General features: G+C 61.9%; 16 protein-coding genes and 2 tRNA genes. 8 read left to right on the top strand and 10 right to left on the bottom strand.

The features are described 5' to 3' along the window. Positions 1-10 precede the first annotated feature (10 nt). The 3 genes from oxyR to prfB all read right to left on the bottom strand — a co-directional run bounded on the left by oxyR (position 11) and on the right by prfB (position 3690). Complete coding sequence (gene oxyR, locus AB5Y48_RS13530; protein ID WP_060583980.1) at positions 11-907, bottom strand: DNA-binding transcriptional regulator OxyR; 897 nt, start codon at positions 905-907, stop codon at positions 11-13. Positions 908-1033: 126 nt separating this feature from the next. Next, a complete protein-coding gene (gene lysS, locus AB5Y48_RS13525; RefSeq protein WP_050667296.1) occupies positions 1034-2569 on the bottom strand; it encodes a lysine--tRNA ligase in 1536 nt (511 codons plus the stop codon). 22 nt (positions 2570-2591) lie between these two features. Further along, a protein-coding gene (gene prfB / locus AB5Y48_RS13520; RefSeq protein WP_224162339.1) for a peptide chain release factor 2 occupies positions 2592-3690 on the bottom strand; the annotation gives its coding sequence in 2 pieces (ribosomal slippage) (positions 2592-3614 and positions 3616-3690; 1098 coding nt in all). 259 nt (positions 3691-3949) lie between these two features. On the opposite strand from prfB, the gene AB5Y48_RS13515 reads away from it, so the two are divergent. After that, a complete protein-coding gene (locus AB5Y48_RS13515; protein WP_060583975.1) occupies positions 3950-5821 on the top strand; it encodes a methyl-accepting chemotaxis protein in 1872 nt (623 codons plus the stop codon). Between the two features lie 271 nt (positions 5822-6092). Here the strand turns inward: AB5Y48_RS13515 and recJ are convergent, their stop codons facing one another. After that, positions 6093-7817, bottom strand: coding sequence for a single-stranded-DNA-specific exonuclease RecJ (recJ, locus tag AB5Y48_RS13510; protein ID WP_368164810.1), 1725 nt, complete (start codon positions 7815-7817; stop codon positions 6093-6095). A gap of 7 nt (positions 7818-7824) precedes the next feature. Next, entirely contained in the window at positions 7825-8499 is a 675-nt protein-coding gene (locus AB5Y48_RS13505) for a DsbC family protein (RefSeq protein ID WP_082634751.1), read from the bottom strand. Between the two features lie 184 nt (positions 8500-8683). Between AB5Y48_RS13505 and mscL the strand changes: the two genes are divergently transcribed. Continuing rightward, on the top strand, positions 8684-9094 hold the full coding sequence (gene mscL, locus AB5Y48_RS13500) for a large-conductance mechanosensitive channel protein MscL (RefSeq protein ID WP_368164809.1): 411 nt from the start codon (positions 8684-8686) through the stop codon (positions 9092-9094). Between the two features lie 146 nt (positions 9095-9240). Then, a complete protein-coding gene (locus AB5Y48_RS13495) occupies positions 9241-10773 on the top strand; it encodes a diguanylate cyclase (RefSeq protein WP_224160333.1) in 1533 nt (510 codons plus the stop codon). Between the two features lie 4 nt (positions 10774-10777). Here AB5Y48_RS13495 and xerD read toward each other — a convergent pair whose 3' ends face one another. After that, positions 10778-11665, bottom strand: a complete 888-nt coding sequence (xerD, locus tag AB5Y48_RS13490) for a site-specific tyrosine recombinase XerD (RefSeq protein ID WP_050667288.1) — start codon at positions 11663-11665, stop codon at positions 10778-10780. Positions 11666-11759: 94 nt separating this feature from the next. Between xerD and fldB the strand changes: the two genes are divergently transcribed. From fldB to AB5Y48_RS13470, 4 genes are all read left to right on the top strand, one after another. Beyond that, on the top strand, positions 11760-12278 hold the full coding sequence (fldB, locus tag AB5Y48_RS13485) for a flavodoxin FldB (protein ID WP_136612808.1): 519 nt from the start codon (positions 11760-11762) through the stop codon (positions 12276-12278). Between the two features lie 156 nt (positions 12279-12434). Then, entirely contained in the window at positions 12435-13835 is a 1401-nt protein-coding gene (locus AB5Y48_RS13480) for a TldD/PmbA family protein (RefSeq protein ID WP_368164806.1), read from the top strand. After that, entirely contained in the window at positions 13835-15169 is a 1335-nt protein-coding gene (locus tag AB5Y48_RS13475) for a TldD/PmbA family protein (RefSeq protein WP_368164805.1), read from the top strand. Before AB5Y48_RS13480 ends, AB5Y48_RS13475 begins: the two co-directional genes overlap by 1 nt. Before the next feature lie 115 nt (positions 15170-15284). Then, positions 15285-15659 carry a VOC family protein gene (locus AB5Y48_RS13470; RefSeq protein ID WP_136612805.1) on the top strand — a complete coding sequence of 125 codons (375 nt, stop codon included), beginning with the start codon at positions 15285-15287 and terminating at the stop codon, positions 15657-15659. Positions 15660-15712: 53 nt separating this feature from the next. Here AB5Y48_RS13470 and AB5Y48_RS13465 read toward each other — a convergent pair whose 3' ends face one another. Further along, complete coding sequence (locus AB5Y48_RS13465) at positions 15713-16633, bottom strand: L,D-transpeptidase family protein (RefSeq protein ID WP_058628320.1); 921 nt, start codon at positions 16631-16633, stop codon at positions 15713-15715. Positions 16634-16975: 342 nt separating this feature from the next. Here AB5Y48_RS13465 and AB5Y48_RS13460 point away from each other — a divergent pair, with 342 nt between their 5' ends. After that, positions 16976-17899: a L,D-transpeptidase family protein gene (locus AB5Y48_RS13460; RefSeq protein ID WP_058628321.1), complete on the top strand. Its 924-nt coding sequence runs from the start codon at positions 16976-16978 to the stop codon at positions 17897-17899. Between the two features lie 47 nt (positions 17900-17946). Here AB5Y48_RS13460 and AB5Y48_RS13455 read toward each other — a convergent pair whose 3' ends face one another. The 3 genes from AB5Y48_RS13455 to AB5Y48_RS13445 all read right to left on the bottom strand — a co-directional run bounded on the left by AB5Y48_RS13455 (position 17947) and on the right by AB5Y48_RS13445 (position 18558). Continuing rightward, positions 17947-18294: a YcgJ family protein gene (locus tag AB5Y48_RS13455; RefSeq protein ID WP_050664784.1), complete on the bottom strand. Its 348-nt coding sequence runs from the start codon at positions 18292-18294 to the stop codon at positions 17947-17949. Between the two features lie 51 nt (positions 18295-18345). Next, a tRNA-Ser gene (locus AB5Y48_RS13450) sits at positions 18346-18438 on the bottom strand. A gap of 43 nt (positions 18439-18481) precedes the next feature. Continuing rightward, positions 18482-18558: transfer RNA gene (locus AB5Y48_RS13445), tRNA-Arg, on the bottom strand. Between the last annotated feature and the right edge of the window lie 121 nt (positions 18559-18679).

The raw sequence follows: 18679 nt of genomic DNA, 5'->3' as shown, positions 1-18679 counted from the left end.
AAATGGCGGGTCATCCCGCCATTTTGTTTGCCATCAGCTGAGCGATACGCGCTGCCAACTCATTAAAACAGGGGCGGCGTACCGAATAGTGACGGTAGAGGAGTGAGATGGTCCGCCCCGGTACCGGATCCACTACGGGGCGATAGCTGACTCCCCCCTCATCCCTGCCCGGTACCGCCAGCTCAGGCACCAGCGTCATGCCACTGCCGGCCGCCACCATGTTGCGCAGGGTCTCGAGACTGGTTCCCTTGAAACGCGGATCCTCCCCCACTCCGGCGGCGAAACAGAAGCCGAGCGCCTGCTCCCGCAGGCAGTGGCCATCGGCCAGCATCAGCAGCTTCTTCCCCTTGAGCACCTGAAACGGCACCCGCTCCTGCCCGGCATCCGGGTGGCCGGCCGGGAGCGCCAGCCACATGGACTCCTGATAGAGGGGGATAGTGCCAAATCCCTCCATCCCCTCCAGCTCGGCCAGGATCAAGCAATCCAGCTCACCGGCCTCGAGGCGCTTAAGCAGCACCTGAGTCTGATCTTCGTAGAGGAAGAACTCCAGTCTGGGAAACTGTTCGCGCAGATCCTGGATCACATGGGGCAGCAGATAGGGTCCTACCGTCGGAATGAGGCCGATATGGATTTCGCCGGACATGGGCTCGGCAAAGCCTTGTGCCAACGCCTTCATCTCCCCTATCTCCCTGAGGGCCTGGCGTGCCTGGCGTGTAATCGCCTCACCGGCCGGAGTGAAGAGCACCTTGCGCGAGGTGCGCTCGATGAGGATCACTCCCAGCTCGTTCTCCAGCTTCTGGATCTGGCCACTCAGGGTCGGCTGGCTGACAAAGCAGCGCTCGGCCGCCTTGCGAAAGTGCCGCTCCTCTTCCAGGGCCACCAGATATTCGAGATCGCGCAGGTTCATGGGTGATGGCTCCTTCTGCCATGAGAAGGGGACAGCATGCCCCAATCCGGTCTGGCCCTCAAGGCGCACCAGAAACAAAAAAGCCCCGGAGAAACCGGGGCTTGGAATTCATCGTGAGCAGGTCACTTACTTCTGCGGACGCAGTGCCGGGAAGAGGATCACATCGCGAATGGTGTGGCTGTTGGTGAACAGCATCACCAGGCGATCGATACCGATCCCCTGGCCGGCGGTCGGCGGCAGGCCGTGCTCCAGCGCGGTCACGAAGTCGGCATCGTAGAACATGGCCTCATCATCGCCGGCCTCCTTCTGAGCCACCTGGGCGCGGAAACGCTCGGCCTGGTCCTCGGCATCGTTCAGCTCGGAGAAGCCGTTGGCCAGCTCGCGGCCACCGATGAAGAACTCGAAGCGGTCGGTCACGTCCGGGTTCACGTCATTACGACGAGCCAGCGGGGAGACGGCTGCCGGGTACTCGGTGATAAAGGTGGGCTGCAGCAGCATGTGCTCGACCGTCTCTTCGAAGATGGCGGTGATCACGTGGCCCAGCTCCCAGCTCTTCATCAGCTCGATCTTCAGGCGCTTGGCGACGGCGGTGGCCTTCTCCAGGGTGGAGAGGTCATCGCGGGTCACCTCCGGGTTGTACTTCAGGATGGAGTCAACCATGGAGAGACGCTGGAACGGCTGACCGAAATCGATCTCCAGACCCTCTTCGCCCTCTTTGGCGTAGCGGATCTTGGTATCGCCCAGGATGTCCTGCGCCAGGGTGCGCAGCATCTCTTCGGTCAGATCCATCAGGTCGATGTAGTCGGCGTAGGCCATATAGAACTCGAGCATGGTGAACTCGGGGTTATGGCGAACAGAGATACCCTCGTTACGGAAGTTACGGTTGATCTCGTAGACACGCTCAAAACCACCGACCACCAGACGCTTCAGATAGAGCTCGGGGGCGATACGCAGGTACATGTCGATGTCCAGCGCATTGTGGTGAGTCACGAAGGGACGTGCAGAGGCACCACCCGGGATCACCTGCATCATGGGGGTTTCCACTTCCATGAACTGCTTGCTGTTGAGGAAGCTGCGGATCCCCTGTACTACCTTGGTGCGGGTCACGAAGGTCTTGCGGGACTCTTCGTTGGCGATCAGATCCAGGTAACGCTGACGGCAGCGAGCCTCCTGGTCGGTCAGACCCTTGTGCTTCTCGGGCAGCGGACGCAGTGCCTTGGTCAGCAGGCGGATGGTGGAGACGTGAACGGAGAGCTCACCGGTCTTGGTCTTGAAGACGGTCCCCTCGACACCGACGATGTCGCCCAGATCCCACTTTTTGAACTGCTCGTTGTAGAAACCTTCCGGCAGGTCGTCACGGGTCACATAGACCTGGATCTTGCCAGCCATGTCTTGCAGGGTGGCAAATGCCGCCTTGCCCATGATGCGACGGGTCATGATACGACCGGCGATGCTCACCCGTTTACCCAGGGCAGCCAGCTCCTCCTCCGATTTATCGCCGAACTCGGCGTGCAGTTCGCCGGAGAGGCTGTCACGACGGAAGTCGTTGGGGAAGGGATTGCCTTGCGCGCGCAGGGCGGCCAGCTTGGAGCGACGCTCTGCCATCTCATTGTTGAGTTCCTGGCCGAGTTCTACTTCCGGAGTCATGGTTTGTTCAGACATGGTGATTCCTGCTTACTTCGTTTTACAGGCCTGATTTCAGGCTGGCTTCGATAAACTTGTCCAGATCCCCGTCGAGCACCGATTGAGTGTTGCGGGTTTCGACGCCGGTACGCAGATCCTTGATACGGGCATCGTCGAGCACATAAGAGCGGATCTGGCTACCCCAACCGATGTCGGACTTGGAGTCCTCCAGGGCTTGCTTCTCGGCATTCTGCTTCTGCAGCTCAAACTCGTAGAGTTTGGCCTTCAGCTGCTTCATGCACTGATCCTTGTTCTTGTGCTGGGAGCGGTCGTTCTGACACTGTACCACTATGTTGGTAGGGATGTGGGTGATCCGCACCGCAGACTCGGTCCGGTTGACGTGCTGACCACCGGCACCAGAGGCGCGGTAGACGTCGATACGCAGATCGGCCGGGTTGATCTCGATCTCGATGTCATCATCGATTTCGGGATAGACAAACACAGAGCAGAAGGAGGTGTGACGGCGACCACCAGAGTCAAACGGTGACTTTCGCACCAGACGGTGCACGCCGGTCTCGGTGCGCAGCCAGCCATAACCATACTCGCCGGTGAACTTGATGGTGGCAGACTTGATGCCGGCCACTTCCCCTTCGGAGCATTCGATCAGCTCGGGCTTGAAGCCGTGGGCCTCACCCCAGCGCAGGTACATGCGCAGCACCATGTTGGCCCAATCCTGGGCCTCGGTACCACCTGAGCCGGACTGGATGTCCAGATAGCAGTCGGCAGCATCGTGGGGACCGGAGAACATGCGACGGAACTCCAGCTCGGCCAGCTTGGTCTCAAGCTGTTCGGCCTCGGCCACGGCTTCGTTGAAGGTCTCTTCGTCCTCGCCCTCGACGGCGAGTTCAACCAGCATGGCCACGTCGTCTCCCCCCTGGGTCAGGGCATCGATGGTACCGACCACGGCCTCCAGGTTGACGCGCTCCTTGCCCAGCGCCTGTGCGCGCTCGGGCTCATTCCATACGTCCGGCTGTTCCAGCTCGGCGTTAACCTCTTCTAGACGCTCTTTCTTGGCGTCATAGTCAAAGGTACCCCCTAAGGAGCTCTGTCCGCTCAGACAGCTCCTTAAGCTTGTTCAATACGGGATTGACTTCAAACATCGTGAAAACTCTCGGGATCGATGTGCATGTAAAGCGGAACATTCTAGCCAATTGCGGAAGGAATAAACAGGGCAAGCACCCTGTCGGGGGGATGCAAATTTACATTTTTCTGTGCTTGCCACGACAAGCGGCAGATAATTGAGCGCCATCGACTACTGAGTATTCAGTTTTTCCGGGAATGGCCGCTATTAGTGATGCGCTGCCGCGAGAAAAGCGGAATTTCACACTCCTCTCTGACGGAACATAAGAAGAACACAAAATGAACAACCTATCACTCAAGCAGAAGATACTGTTGTCCGTGGTGCTGGCCCTGACCCTGGTCATCACCCTGCTCTCCTGGCGCAGTTACAGTGGCCAGAAAGAGATGCTGTTACAAGATGGCCAGGAGCAGGCGAGCCGCCTCGGCACCCAACAGGCAGAACGTATCGCCGACTGGCTCTCCGCCCGTCAGGACGTGGTCAAAGCCCTGGCCGGCAAGGCCAGTAGCGAGCCCCTCAACGCCCTGCAGCAGGCCCAGATCTCCGGTCGCTTCCAGCTCACCTATTTCGGTGAGGCCAACGGCAAGATGCACGACTCGGATCCTTCCATCGACCGTACCGGTTACGATCCGCGCTCTCGCGGCTGGTATCAGGAGGCGATGAACAAGGGAATGCTGGTCGTTACCCAGCCCTATCTGGATGTGGCCTACAACACCCTGGTCGTCACCCTGGCCCAACCCGTGCCCGGCGGAGTCGTGGGGGGGGATCTCTCCATCGCCTCCCTGGTGGAAGACGTCAACAAGATGACCCTGCCGGCCGACGGTTACGCCATCCTGATGCACAAGGACGGCACCATTATCGCCTACAAGGATCCGGCCAAGGCGATGAAGCCGGCTACCGAGATCGATAACGATCTGACCAACACCATCATCGAGCAGAGCAAACGCAGTCAGACCCTGACCCCCGTCTTCTTCGACAGTGAAGGGCGCGACAAGCTGATGTGGGCCACCGACGTGCCGGGCACCGACTGGGAGCTGGTACTGGTACTGGACAAAGAGACCCTGGAAGCCCCCCTCTCTGCCCTGTTGATGACCCAACTCGGACTCGCTCTGCTGGTCCTGGTCGCCAGCATCGCCGCCATCTCCTGGCTCATCGGCATGCTGCTCGGCCCGCTGGCCAAGGTCTCCCAGGCCCTGGCCCGCATCGCCGACGGCAATGGCGATCTGACCCAGCGTATCAAGATCGATACCCGTGACGAGGTGGGCCAACTGGCCGAGAGCTTCAACCGCTTCGTAGGCAGTCAACACCAGCTAATCGGCCACATTCGTACCCTGGCGAGCGAACTGGACGGAGATGCCGAGCGCAGTCTCATCACCAACCAGGAGGCCGTGAATGAGCTGCAACGCCAGCAGCAGGAGGTGACCATGGTCGCCACCGCAGTGACCGAGATGGCGAGCGCCACCCAGGAGATCGCCAACAACGCCGAGAGCACCGCCGCCGCCGCCCAACAGTCGGCCCAGAGCAGCGAGCAGGGCAAGCAACTGGTGAACCAGACCCGTGCCTCCATCAACAACCTGGCCGAGGAGGTCGGGCAAGCCACCGAAGTGATCGGCGAGCTGAGCCGCCACGCCCAGGCCATCTCGGGCATCCTCTCCACCATTCAGGGGATCGCCGAGCAGACCAACCTGCTGGCGCTCAACGCCGCCATCGAGGCCGCCCGCGCCGGCGAGCAGGGACGCGGCTTCGCCGTCGTGGCCGACGAGGTTCGGGTGCTCTCCAAGCGCACCCAGGATTCGACCCAGGAGATCCACGCCACCATCGAGACCCTGCAGCAGACCACCAACCGGGCGGTCAGCCTGATGCAGACCAGCCAATCGTTGGCCGACAACAGCGTGCAGGATGCAGATGCGGCGGCTCGCGCCCTGGAGGAGATCACCCAGGCCATCGCCCTCATCTCCGACATGGCGGGCCAGATAGCGACCGCCGCCGAGGAGCAGACCCAGGTTACCGGCGAGATCACCCAGAACACCACCGCCATCAAGGATGTGACCGACGAGATCACCGCCGCCGCCATGCGCGATCTGGATCAGGCCCACGGCCTCAAGGGACGGGCCAACGACCTGAACCGTCAGGTCGCCACCTTTATCTTGTGACCTCAGGGTCAGCTAACAGAGAGGCCGGCAGATGCCGCTATTTGATCACTTAAGAGACGTTGAGTGCCAGCCCACGTCGTATCTGGGCTAAAAAACGAGGGAGGCATGATGCCTCCCTCTTGCTTTGCCAGCCACGCGGTACAAGGGCTGGAGGAAGATGGACTTAAAACAGCCCTTCTCTCCCAACTCAAGCAGCACCATGAATATTTAGACAAAAAAATGCGTATCTGAATGGCATTGCGGCAAATGCCGGGCTTTGTCTATTCGTCACTCATAGCGCCTCAAGGTGCTCCACCAGCAGTTGCAGGCTGCGGTTGCCGCGCCACTCATTGATATCGAGGCGATAGACAAGGCGCACCCGGCGCACCGAGGCATCGGGCCAGCGGCGCACATCCACCCCGAAGGCGATGGCATCGATGGCGAGTCCGCTCTCTGTGGTGAGCATCATCTTGAGGTGTTTCTCCCCCACCAGACGTTGCTGCACCAGCACGAACTCTCCATCGAACAGGGGTTCCGGGAAGGCCTGACCCCAGGGGCCGGCGGCGCGGATCAGCTCGGCCATCTCCAGACTCAGCTCTTCATCCAGCAGAGCCCCGTCGGTGAGCAGTTCCCCGGTCAGGATCTCCGGGGTCACCAGCTCGGCGATGACCGCCTCGAAGGCACTGCGAAACGCCTCGATGCGATCCTTGGGCAATGACAAGCCGGCGGCCATGGCGTGGCCACCGAACTTGCTGATGATGCCGGGGTGGCGGGTGTCGAGCAGTTCGAGTGCATCGCGCAGGTGCACCCCCGGGATAGAGCGGCCGGATCCCTTGAGCTCCGTTTCGCTGCTCTCGGCGAAGGCGATCACCGGGCGGTAGTACTTCTCCTTGACCTTGGAGGCGACCAGACCGACCACCCCCTGATGCCAGTCGTTGCGGTGCAGCACTATGCCGCAGGGCACCTCACCATCGCGAAAACGGACCTGCTCAAGTGTGGCCAGAGCCTCCTGCTGCATCCCTTGCTCTATCTCCTTGCGCTCCTGATTGAGCGAGTCCATCTCGGTCGCCAGTTGACGTGCCAGATGAATGTCCTCACACAGGAGACAAGCCACCCCGAGGGACATGTCATCGAGGCGGCCCACCGCATTGAGGCGAGGACCGAGGGCGAAGCCGAGGTCGGAGGCGGTGAGGCGGCGCCCCTCCCGACGCGACACCTCGATCAGCGCCTGGATCCCGGGCCGGCAGCGACCGGCACGAATACGCTGCAATCCCTGATGCACCAGGATGCGATTGTTGCCGTCGAGAGCCACCACGTCGGCCACAGTGCCGAGCGCCACCAGATCCAGATAATCGGCCACATTGGGGGCCGTGAGTCCACGCGCCTCAAACCAGCCCGTCTGCTTTAGGCGGGTATTGAGTGCCGCCATCAGATAGAAGGCCACCCCTACCCCGGCCAGGGACTTGGAGTCGAAGTCACAGCCGTGCTGGTTGGGATTGACGATGGCGTCGGCCTGGGGCAACTCATGGCCCGGCAGGTGATGGTCGGTGACCAGCACCCGCATTCCCGCCGCCTTGGCCGCGGCCACCCCGGCGATGCTCGAGATGCCGTTATCGACCGTGATCAGCAGCTCGGCGCCGCGCGCCACCGCCAGCTCGACGATCTCGGGGGTCAAGCCATAACCGTATTCGAAGCGATTCGGCACCAGGAAGTCCACCTGCGGTGCCCCCATGGCTCGCAGGGCCAACACGCAGAGAGCCGAGCTGGTCGCCCCGTCGCAGTCAAAGTCCCCGACGATGAGGATCCGTTGCTGGCCATGAAGCACCTCCACCAGCAGATCGACCGCCCCCGCCATCCCCATCAGACCATGGGGAGAAAGCAGGGAGGTGGCACTGCGTTCCAGCAGGCGGGGATCATCGACTCCCCGGCTGGCAAGGATCTGGCGCAACAAGGGATGGAGGGTAGCGGGCAGATGAGTGTCATCTACCCGGGGACGGCGGCGAATCAAGAGGGTCATGGATCTGTCAGCTGTTTTCCAGGAGTTGCAGCAGTTGGCTGGGGCTGCGATAGCCGCTCACCCGCTCACCGCTGGGAAGCACCCAGGTCGGCGAACGGCGAATACCCAACTGACTGGCAAGGCTAGTCTGTCGCTCGAGGATCGCATCACAGCCCTCTTCTGGCAAATCGAATGGGGCCAGAGCGGGGATCTTGCTGCACCACTGCTGCCGAAACTGGGACCACCCCTGACGAGGGTGCGCTATGGGTAACAGGCTGACACTGACCCCGGCCTGCCGGAGCGCACTGAGCTCTTGCCCCATGGAGAGGCACTCATCGCAATCCAGATCGGTAAAGAGCTGAAGACGATAGCGTTCGGGAGTGGCCTGAAGAAGCGGACCCGATTGCTGCTCTTTTGCCAGGCGCTGTTGGCGCAGTCGCTGCTGATCGCGCAGGGTCAGATTGACGACGCCGGAGCGAATATCGAGCAGAGCCCCCTGCAGGACGAAGTCGCCGGCCCGGTCGCTGTAGACGATTCCGTCCGGCGTCTCCAGACGGTAAAGCCCGGGGATGGGGCTCTCGGAAACGGCGAGTACCCGAATCCCGAGCCGTTGATGGATCCGCTCGCCCAGTTGCTGTTCAGCCGCCCTGGCCATCATGCTGACGCATAACAACATCCCTATCAGAAAGAGGTGCTTTATCATTTAATTCTGATAATGAATGAGATTTTGCAACAATCTAACCAATATCAGCCACGACGACAACGCGATATCTTGAAAACTGTCAATAGTGACAGGTTATCATCCAAGGGGTGGGGTACTGGGCATTTCGCCCCTTTCGTGTGAGACTGGGCAGGCTCTATAACCATCACAACGAAAGGATTCCAACATGAGCCTGTTACAAGAGTTCAAGGCCTTCGCCGCCCGTGGCAACGTCATCGATATGGCCGTGGGTATCATCATTGGCGCCGCCTTCGGCAAGATCGTCTCCTCCTTCGTGGGTGACGTCATCATGCCCCCCATTGGCCTCATTCTGGGCGGGGTCGACTTCAGCGATCTGGCCGTCACCCTGAAAGCCGCCGAAGGGAGTGCTCCGGCCGTGGTGATCGCCTATGGCAAGTTTATTCAGACTGTGATCGACTTCCTTATCATCGCCTTCGCCATCTTCATGGGGCTCAAGGCAATCAATACCCTCAAGCGTGCCGAGGAAGAGGCGCCGGCGACCCCCCCGGCACCGACTCTGGATCAGGCGCTGCTCACCGAGATCCGCGACCTGCTCAAGAAAGAGCGCGGTCAGTAAGTCACTGCGGCGGGGAGGCNCGCCTCCCTGCCGCAACGCCCTTCACATAATAAAAAACTAACCCCCACCAATTCGGGTCGACAAACCGGGAGCGTGTGTTTAGCTTTGTCTCATATTTCAGCAACGTTCAACCCGGGACCCGCGCAGTGACCAGCAGCAAACCCCGCTCCCATGCCTTTATCCTCCGTTATCTGGTGTTGCTGGCAGCGCCTCTGCTTATCATCAGCTTCGGACTCTTCTATCTGTTCGTCATCAACCAGCAAAATGCCCAGTTGCGCACCCTGAGCCTGCTCAACAGCACCCTGGCCCTGCAGTGGGATAACACCCTGCGACTCTCACGCCAGGAGTTGACGCTCTTTGGGGACGAAATACGCGCCAGCAAGGGCGTGTTTGACGCCGAGCAACATGCCCATTACCTCAAGCGCTGGCCTCAACTGGCCAAGATAGGGCCGGTACGCTCACTCTTCTTCGCCTCGGTAGACGGTCAATTCAGGGTCTATCCCCCCGACCCCATCGCCACCCCCTTCACCGCCAGCGAGCGGCAGTGGTATCGGGATGCGCTCGCCCTGCCGGGCAAGCAGGTATGGGGTGAACCCTATGAGGACCTGGTCACCCACGACACCACGGTAACCCTCTCCCAGGCCGTGCTCAACGATGATGGATCCCTGCTCGGAGTCATCGGTGTCGACCTCGATCTGCCGGCCTGGTCCATGCGCATCGGCAAGGTGCTGGAGCGCGCCAGCGGCGCCGTGCACCAGATCATCGACCTGAGTCATCCCGGCATAGTGATCAGCGCCAAGGAGATCGAAAACGGCACCTCTTTCTCCCCCGGCTGGCTTTCTCGACTGGGCCCCTCACAGGAAGGGGAGTTTATCGATCAGGCGAGTGGTGATCTGGTGGCCTTTCATATTCTGAGTAACAACAGCGACTGGGCCGTGGTCAGCTACTACCCCCTCCGGCAGAGCTACCTCTATCAACAACTGCTTCCCACAACCCTGATCTGGCTCGGCATGTCCCTGGCCATCTTCATTCTGGTGGCCACCATCTTCCGTCAACGCCTGGAGCACACCATCACGGCCCTGGTCCAGGTGGTGAGACTACTGCGGGTCACCCCGCCGGGTGAGCAGATCGTCATTCCCCACATTCCAGGCATAGAGGAGCTGGGAGAGGAGATCACCATGATCTCCGATCAGATGCAGGCCGAGACGGAGAAGGCACAGCGCGATGGCCTCACCGGCCTTTACAATCGCCGCTATCTGGATGAGCTGATGATCCGCCTGCATCAGGACAATACCCCCTATGTGCTGGCCATCATCGATATCGATAATTTCAAGCAGATCAATGATACCCATGGCCACCCCGCGGGGGATGCCGTGCTCAGGCGCACCGCCACCCTGGGCGAGGAGCTGTTGGCGGGGATGGCCACCCTGTGCCGCTTCGGCGGCGAAGAGATGGTCGCCATCTTCGAGCAGAGTGAGTTTGCCAAGGCGGAGCAGGCGATGGAGCGCTGGCGCCTCGCCCTCTCCAGGCTGGAGTGGCGTGAGCCCGGGCTGAGTGTCACCTTCAGCGGCGGCATCGCCGAGGCACAGGGGGCGGCCCCGGCCCAACTGCTGGAGCGGGCCGATGAGGCCCTCTACCGGGCCAAGCAGGCGGGCAAGAACCGCATCTTGCGAGGTTGACCCGTCAGGCTCTGGGATGATGCTCCCCGTGGAGCGCCTTGAGCCGCTCTCCCGCCACATGGGTGTAGATCTGGGTGGTAGAGAGATCCGAGTGACCAAGCAGCATCTGCACCACCCGCAAGTCTGCTCCGTGGTTGAGCAGGTGGGTGGCAAACGCGTGGCGCAGGGTGTGGGGAGAGAGCTCCCCCGGGATACCGGCCCGGATCGCGTACACCTTGATGCGATGCCAGAAGGTCTGACGGGTCATCATGCGCCCGCGCTTCGAGGGAAACACCACGTCGCTGCTCCCCTCGGGAATGAGCAGCCCCCGCGCCTCCCGGTAGTAACGTTCGAGCCAGTGCATCGCCTCCTCCCCCATGGGTACCAGCCGCTCCTTGCTCCCCTTGCCCACGACTCTCACCACTCCCTGACGCAGGCTCAGGTGCTCGGCGCACAAGCCAACCAGCTCTGAGACCCGCAGGCCGGTGGCGTAGAGCAGCTCCAGCATCGCCTTGTCACGCAGTTCTACCGGATCATCGTGTCGCGGGGCGGCCAACAGAGCCTCCACCTCGGCCTCCGAGAGATCACCCGGCAGATGTTTGGGCAACCTGGGTCCCTCCAGCAGCACGGTCGGATCGTCGGCACGCAGCTTCTCCCGGTTGAGATATTGATAGAAGCGGCGCAGGGCGCTCAGGAACCGGGCGGTTGAGGTGGCGGCGAAACCCTGATCGATGCGCCAGGCGAGGTAGTGCTGCAGGGTATCGAGATCGACCAGCAACACCGAGCTGCCCTGACCATCGAGCCAGAGGGAAAACTTCTCGAGGTCGGTGCGATAGGAGGCGATGGTGTTATCGGAGAGGCCGCGCTCCAGCCAGAGCGCGTCGAGGAATTGCTGGATCAGGGGCTGGCTCATGATGACTCCACTCTTTTGGGCCATTGTAACCGAGCCTGCAGGGGACGGTCGCTTTTGTTAAGATGAAGCCACCTCCACCAAGCCTGACACCAAGATGAAGATAGGTCTGTTTTACGGCTCCACCACTTGCTACACCGAGATGGTCGCCGAGAAGATCCGTGATCTGATCGGCCCCGAGCTGGTCGATATCCACAACATCAAGGACGTGCCGCTGACCCGGATGCGCGACTACGAGGTGCTGATCCTCGGCATCTCCACCTGGGACTTCGGTGAGCTGCAGGAGGACTGGGAGTCCCACTGGGACGAGATCCATACCCTGCCCCTCGACGGCCAGATCATCGCCCTGTTTGGCCTCGGCGATCAGCTCGGTTACGGCGAATGGTTTCAGGATGCCCTCGGCATGCTGCACGACGCCCTCATCACCAAGCCGGTCACCCTGGTCGGCTACTGGCCTAATGAGGGCTACGAGTTCGACGCCTCCAGGGCCCTCATCGACGACGGTCGCCACTTCGTGGGGCTGGCCCTGGATGAGGCAAACCAGTATGACAGGACCGATCAACGCATCGGTCAATGGGTTGAACAAATTCTCGGCGAGATCGAAAGCCTGCTCTGACCCTGGTCGCAAAATCTGGCGCCATGAGACCCCATTGGCATCATCAGATGATGCTCGTCCGTGACAGGTTTCCATAACTCTGTCACTCTTTGCGTAGGCCCCGGGTGACAAGGGGCCGGAAGCAAACGGACGAGATTTCAGAAAAAGGAGTTTTTCATGACCCACCCCATACTGCTTGGCAGTGAGGTGGCCGGGACCGTGCTCGATCACGCCCTGGCCCTCGGTGCCGACTTTGCCGAACTGTTCGTGGAGCGGCGCCGGCGCAGCCAGGTCAGCCTGCTCTCGAGCCAGATCGAGAGCATCAGCGGCGGCCTCGACTTCGGCATCGGCGTGCGCCTGTGCTACGGCCACAAGGTGCTCTACGGCTACACCAACAGCAGCGATCGCGAGGAGCTGCTGCGCATCGTCACCCTGCTGGCGGCCAAGGATCGCCGCGATCCCCGAGTCACCCGCACCGCCTTCGACTTCACCGCCCTGACCGACCGTCACCCGGTGCGCGAGCCCCTGGCGCGCGACCGCATGCTGGAGGCCAAGATCGCCTACCTGCAGACCCTGGATCGGGTCGCCCGCGCCGAGAGCCCCCTCATCAGCCAGTTCAGCGGCGACGCCCTGGGCTGGGAGCAGGAGGTGACCCTGTTCAACTCCGAGGGGCTGGAGGTGAGTGACCGCCGCCACTACAACCGCCTGATGGCTCGCGCCATCGCCATGAAGGACGGTGAGCAGAGCGTCGGCTACGAGGCGCCAGGCGCCCTGATGGGATGGGAGCACAGCGCCCTCATCGATCCGCTCGAGCTGGCCCAGACCGCGGCCCGCCAGGCCCTGATCAAGCTAGGTGCAGCACCCTGCCCCTCCGGCACCCTGCCGGTCATCATGGACAACGGCTTTGGCGGCGTGATCTTCCACGAGGCGTGCGGCCACCTGCTCGAGACCACCTCGGTGGCCAAGAAGGCCTCGGTGTTTCACGACAAGATGGGTGAGCTCATCGCCAACCCCGCGGTCAACGCCATCGACGAGGGACTCAGCCCCAACGCCTGGGGCTCTATCAACATCGACGACGAGGGGATGGCGACCCAGAACACCCAGCTCATCCGGGACGGTGTGCTGACCGGATTCCTGGTCGATCGCATGGGGGCCCTCAAGACCGGCTATGCCCGCACCGGCTCGGGTCGGCGTGAGTCCTACAAGTTCGCCCCCACCTCGCGCATGCGCAACACCTACATCCAGGCCGGTCCCCACAGCCTGGAGGACATGCTGGCCACGGTCGACTACGGCATCTACGCCAGGAAGATGGGTGGCGGCTCGGTACAACCGGGCACCGGCGAGTTCAACTTCAACGTGCAGGAGGCCTACCTCATCGAGAAAGGCAAGGTGACCCGGCCCCTCAAGTCGGCCACCCTGATCGGGACAGGCCCGCAAGTGCTCAAGGAGATCTCCATGGTCGGCAACAACCTGGCCCTGGCCGCCGGCATGTGCGGCTCGGTGTCGGGCTCGGTCCCGACCACGGTGGGCCAGCCGGCCCTCAAGGTCGATAACATTCTGGTAGGGGGGAACGGCTGATGAGCGAGATGAAGCAACGGCTCGAGCGCCTGCTCGGCAAGGTGGCGGATCTGGGGGCAGAGGCGGACCTTATCGCCAGCCAGGATCGCAGCTTCTCCCTCAAGGCCGACAAGGGGGAGCTGTCGGAGTACAAGGTGACCGGCAGCCAGCAGATTGGCATCCGTCTCATCAAGGATGGCCGGGTCGGCATCGCCTACTCGGAGGCCCTCGACGAGCCGGCGCTGGACGCCATGGTGCAGGATGCACTGGATGCCAGCCGCTTCGCCAAGGCGGACCCGGATCAGCGCATCACGGTCGCCGGCAGCCGGCTGGAAACCCGGGATCCGACCATCTTGCAGCCGGACGAGACTCCGGTCGATGACAAGATTGCCCTGGCCCTGCGCCTCGAGGGGGAGATGCTGCGCCGGGAAGGGGTCAAGGGTGCCCCCTACAACGCCTATTACGAGGGAAGCAGCGAGCTGTGGCTGGCCAATAGCCTCGGCACCCTGTGCCATCACAGGGAGGCGAGCGTCGGCTGCTACACCACGGCCCTGATCGAGCTGGGTGGGCGTCAGTCCATGTACTACCGGGGACAAAGCGAGCGCCGTTTCGCGGATCTGGCCGTCGACGGCCTGATCGAGACCATCTACGGCACCGCCCTTGGCCTGCTCGAGGGTGAGGCGGTGCCGACCGGTCACTATAGCGTGGTGTTTAGCACCAACGCCTTCAGCGAACTGCTGGGCTGCTTTGGCGCCGCCCTCTCCGGCAAGTGGGCCATGCAGGGGATCAACCCCTGGCGCGACAAGCTGGGCCAGTCGGTCGCCAGCCCCCTGCTCACCCTGGAGAGCCGCGCCCATATGGCGGGGGGCATGAAGATCCGCGCCTTCGACGGCGAGGGGGCCGCCACCTCCGATCTGCTGCTGATCGGCGAGGGAGAGCTCAAGACCCTGCTGCACAACAGCACCACCGCCCGCCACTTCGGCGTGACCCCTAACGGCTGCGCCGCCCGTGGTCCTCGCTCTAGCCTGGACGTGGCCCCGCACCACCTGGTCTTCGGCCTCGGTCCCCACGACGAGCCGCAGGTCGCCAGCGGCCGCTATCTGGAACTGGTCAAGCTCGACGGCCTGCACTCCGGTGCCGATGCGGTAAGCGGCGACTTCTCGTTCGGCGCCTCGGGCTTCCTGTGTCAGGACGGCGAGCGCATCCAGCCGGTGCGCGGCATCACGGTAGCCGGCAACTTCTATCGCCTGCTCAAGGAGGTGGAAGCGGTGGGTAACCGGCTGCATCACGACGATGGAAAGGGACTCTACGCGCCCCTCATCCGCTTTGGTGGCCTCGCCGTCGCCGGCAAATGACTTAGCGGCGCCTTCAGGCGCCGCCCCTTTTGGGGCCGATGGCGCCCTCCCCCACCCCTTCCTACCCTGAAAAGGCCGCCGGTCGCATCGGCCGGTCATACAGGATAATACGGTGATGGACAATACTCTGGTCTGGGCCGACATTCCGGTACGGGATCTCGAGCGAGCCATGGCCTTCTATGCCGGCCTGCTGGACGTACCCGTTCACGCCCAGCACGAAGAGGGGATGGATTTTGCCATGCTGCGCCACGACGGCAGCAATGCGGCCGCCTGCCTCGGCCCCATGGATCAGTATCACCAGCCGGGAGGTGGCGGGCCCCTCATCTATCTGGGACTCAACGATCGACTCAAGGAGGCCGAGGCACGGGTACCGACCCTGGGTGGCAAGGTGCTCGAGCCTCTGCACACCATGGGCATCCACGGATCCCGGGTCATCATCGAAGATACCGAGGGCAACCGGCTCGCCCTCTACGCGCCCCCCGCGGCATGATGCAAAACGGCGACCCCAGGGTCGCCGTTTCTTCACCACTTACCGCCCAATCATCAGGGATTGAGCTGGGTCGGCATGCCGGAACGCTGCTCCAGGGTTTGTTTGACCAGCTTGGAGTCGTTCTCACCGTTCGCGATGAAGCGGGTCAGAGCCTGAGTCATGGGCAGCGGCACCACCACATCTGAGTTGAACTCGGCTTCGGTACGCGACAGGGGCTGGTGTACCTCGAGATAGCGGCTGCCATCGGGTTCGACACTGAACTTGACCGGGCGATTGACGAACTCGACCCGGGTACCCACCGGCACTGTGTTAAACAGGTACTCGATATCTTCGTTGCGCAGGCGCACGCAACCGCTGCTCACTCGCAGACCGATGCCGAAGGTGGCATTGGTGCCGTGAATCGCGTAGAGCTTGCCGATATAGAGGGCGAACAGGCCCATGGGGTTGTCCGGACCGGCCGGCCAGACGGCGGGCAGTGTCTTGCCCTGGGCGGCGTAGCGACGACGGATATTCTCGGTCGGCGTCCAGGTCGGGTTGGCACGCTTGCGCTGTACCGAGGTGACCCAGTTTTCCGGGGTATCCGCCCCGAGCTGACCGATACCGATGGGCAACACGTGCACGACCTTCTTCCCCTTGGGGAAGTAATAGAGGCGCATCTCGGCCACGTTGATGACGATGCCTTCGCGTACCGTATCCGGCAGCAGCAGTTGGTGCGGAATAACCAGTTTGGAGCCCGCCTTCGGCAGGAAGGGATCCACTCCGGGGTTGGCTTCCATCAGGTTGGTGAGGCCCAGCTGGAATTCGGCGGCAATCGCCTCCAGCGCCCGACCGTCGTTGGGGACCACATACTCCAGATTCTCACCAATGAGGCGGCTACCGGCCGGCGGCAAGGCGTATTCCACTGCCAGCGCAGGCAGGCTGCTGAATGCGAGACCACACAACAGGGTCGCGGCGATGGCACGAAGGGGGTTCATCACGTTTACTCCATTACTCTAGGGGGTCGGCCCATATCCAGCACGGGTCGAATAGGTGTTCGAGTTGCGCATTCTTCCGTGAGTCGAGCGGAAATTCAACGGCCTAAAGCATAAGGCACGCCATTTTTTCTCGTAACGACTGCACATTTCATGAACAGAGAGGGGCAAGAACAGCCATTCTCCCCCCTACAGGGGTAGATATGACGGAATGTTCTGCAATGACCGTTGAATTTTTACCCGAGCCGATAAAGAATGCCGCACCCGGTCATGACCTCATCACCCCTCTTCGGCAGTGGGCCTGGACCGAATCCATCTATTTTCAACCAGCCAACAGGTTAACCTATGCAAATCCTTCGCCTCGCTGCTCGCACCCTGCTGGGCAGCCTTGCGTTCATCACGCTCTGCGCGCACGCCATCGAATACCCTCTTCCTGCTGCCGGGAGCCGACTGGTCGGTCAGAATCAGGAATATGTCATGCCCAGTGATGGCAGCCCTCTGGAGGCGGTAGCCGCCCGCTTCCAACTCGGTCTCACCAACCTGATGGAAGCCAACCCCGGGGTCGATCCCTACTTGCCCAAGGCGGGCTCCACCCTGATCATTCCCCAACAGCTGATCCTGCCCGATGCCCCCCACGAAGGCATCGTCATCAACGTGGCCGAGATGCGCCTCTACTACTACCCGAAAGGCAAGAAGGTGGTGGAGGTACTCCCCATCGGTATCGGCCAACTCGGCACCGACACGCCGGAGAACTGGGTGACCAAGATTGAGCGCAAGAAGGCTGGCCCGACCTGGACCCCGACCGCCAAGATGCACGCCGAATACGCCGCCCGTGGCGAGAGCCTGCCCGCCGTCTGGCCGGCCGGTCCGGACAACCCCATGGGGCTCTACGCCCTCTACGTCGGCCGCATGTATGCCATCCACGGCACCAATGCCAAGTTTGGTATCGGCCTGCGGGTCAGCCACGGCTGCGTTCGCCTGCGCAACGAGGATATCGAGTATCTCTTCAAGAAGGTGCCGGTAGGAACCCGCGTTCAGTTTGTGAACCAGCCGGTCAAGACCACGGTAGAGCCGGGAGGTCTGCGCTACATGGAGGTGCACCAGCCCCTCTCCCGCTCGGAGGCCGAATTCAACTCCGACATTCCGGCCCCCCTGCCCATGACCCCGGCCGTCACCCGTTTCATCGCCCACAAAGAGACCGACTCCCGGCTGGTCAAACAGGCTCTGGAGCAGCGCTCTGGCATGCCCCTGCAGATCAATCCTGCCTGATAAACGAACGAGGGGCGCATCGCGCCCCTCTTCATCACAGCCACACCCTACTTGCCAAACAGCTGCTCGGTATAACGCTCCGAGACGGCGCCACTGCGTTTGCCATCCTCCCCGAAGTAACGATCCTCGCGGCAGAGACGCTCCTTTACATCGCAGAAGATGCCGTTGGAGAAGGTGAACTCGGTCAGGTCGAACTCCCCCTGACTGAAAATCTTGTCGGCGGCCTTGTCCCCCATATGGCGGCGAGTCAGGGCCTCGGAGAGCCCCTTGGCATCGGCACACACATAGCGGTCGCACAATACACCCGGCTCGGGGGAGCGTAACTGGGCCGGTGAGGCAATGGCTGAGAGGGCGCAGAAGGAGAGCAGGGGGACGAGCAGAAGATTCGGTTTCATGACATGGCTCCGGCCTTGGGTTCGCCAGGAGTATATCAGAGAGAAGAAGAATGGCGGTGAAGGAGGGATTCGAACCCTCGATGCGGGTATAAGCCGCATACTCCCTTAGCAGGGGAGCGCCTTCAGCCTCTCGGCCACCTCACCGCAGACAACAGAAGGCCCCGCTGATGCAGGGCCTCTTGAAGAATGGCGCGCTCGAGAGGATTCGAACCTCTGACCGCCTGGTTCGTAGCCAGGTACTCTATCCAGCTGAGCTACGAGCGCGCAGAAAACTTTTCACATTGTCGGCTCACGAACGAGGTTCGCAAACCCTGGTAATAATGGCGCGCTCGAGAGGATTCGAACCTCTGACCGCCTGGTTCGTAGCCAGGTACTCTATCCAGCT

The organism is Aeromonas sp. R6-2 (assembly GCF_040908155.1).
Classification (GTDB): domain Bacteria; phylum Pseudomonadota; class Gammaproteobacteria; order Enterobacterales; family Aeromonadaceae; genus Aeromonas; species Aeromonas schubertii.
Note: the sequence above shows the minus strand (reverse complement) of the source record. Positions and strands in the feature narration are given on the sequence as shown.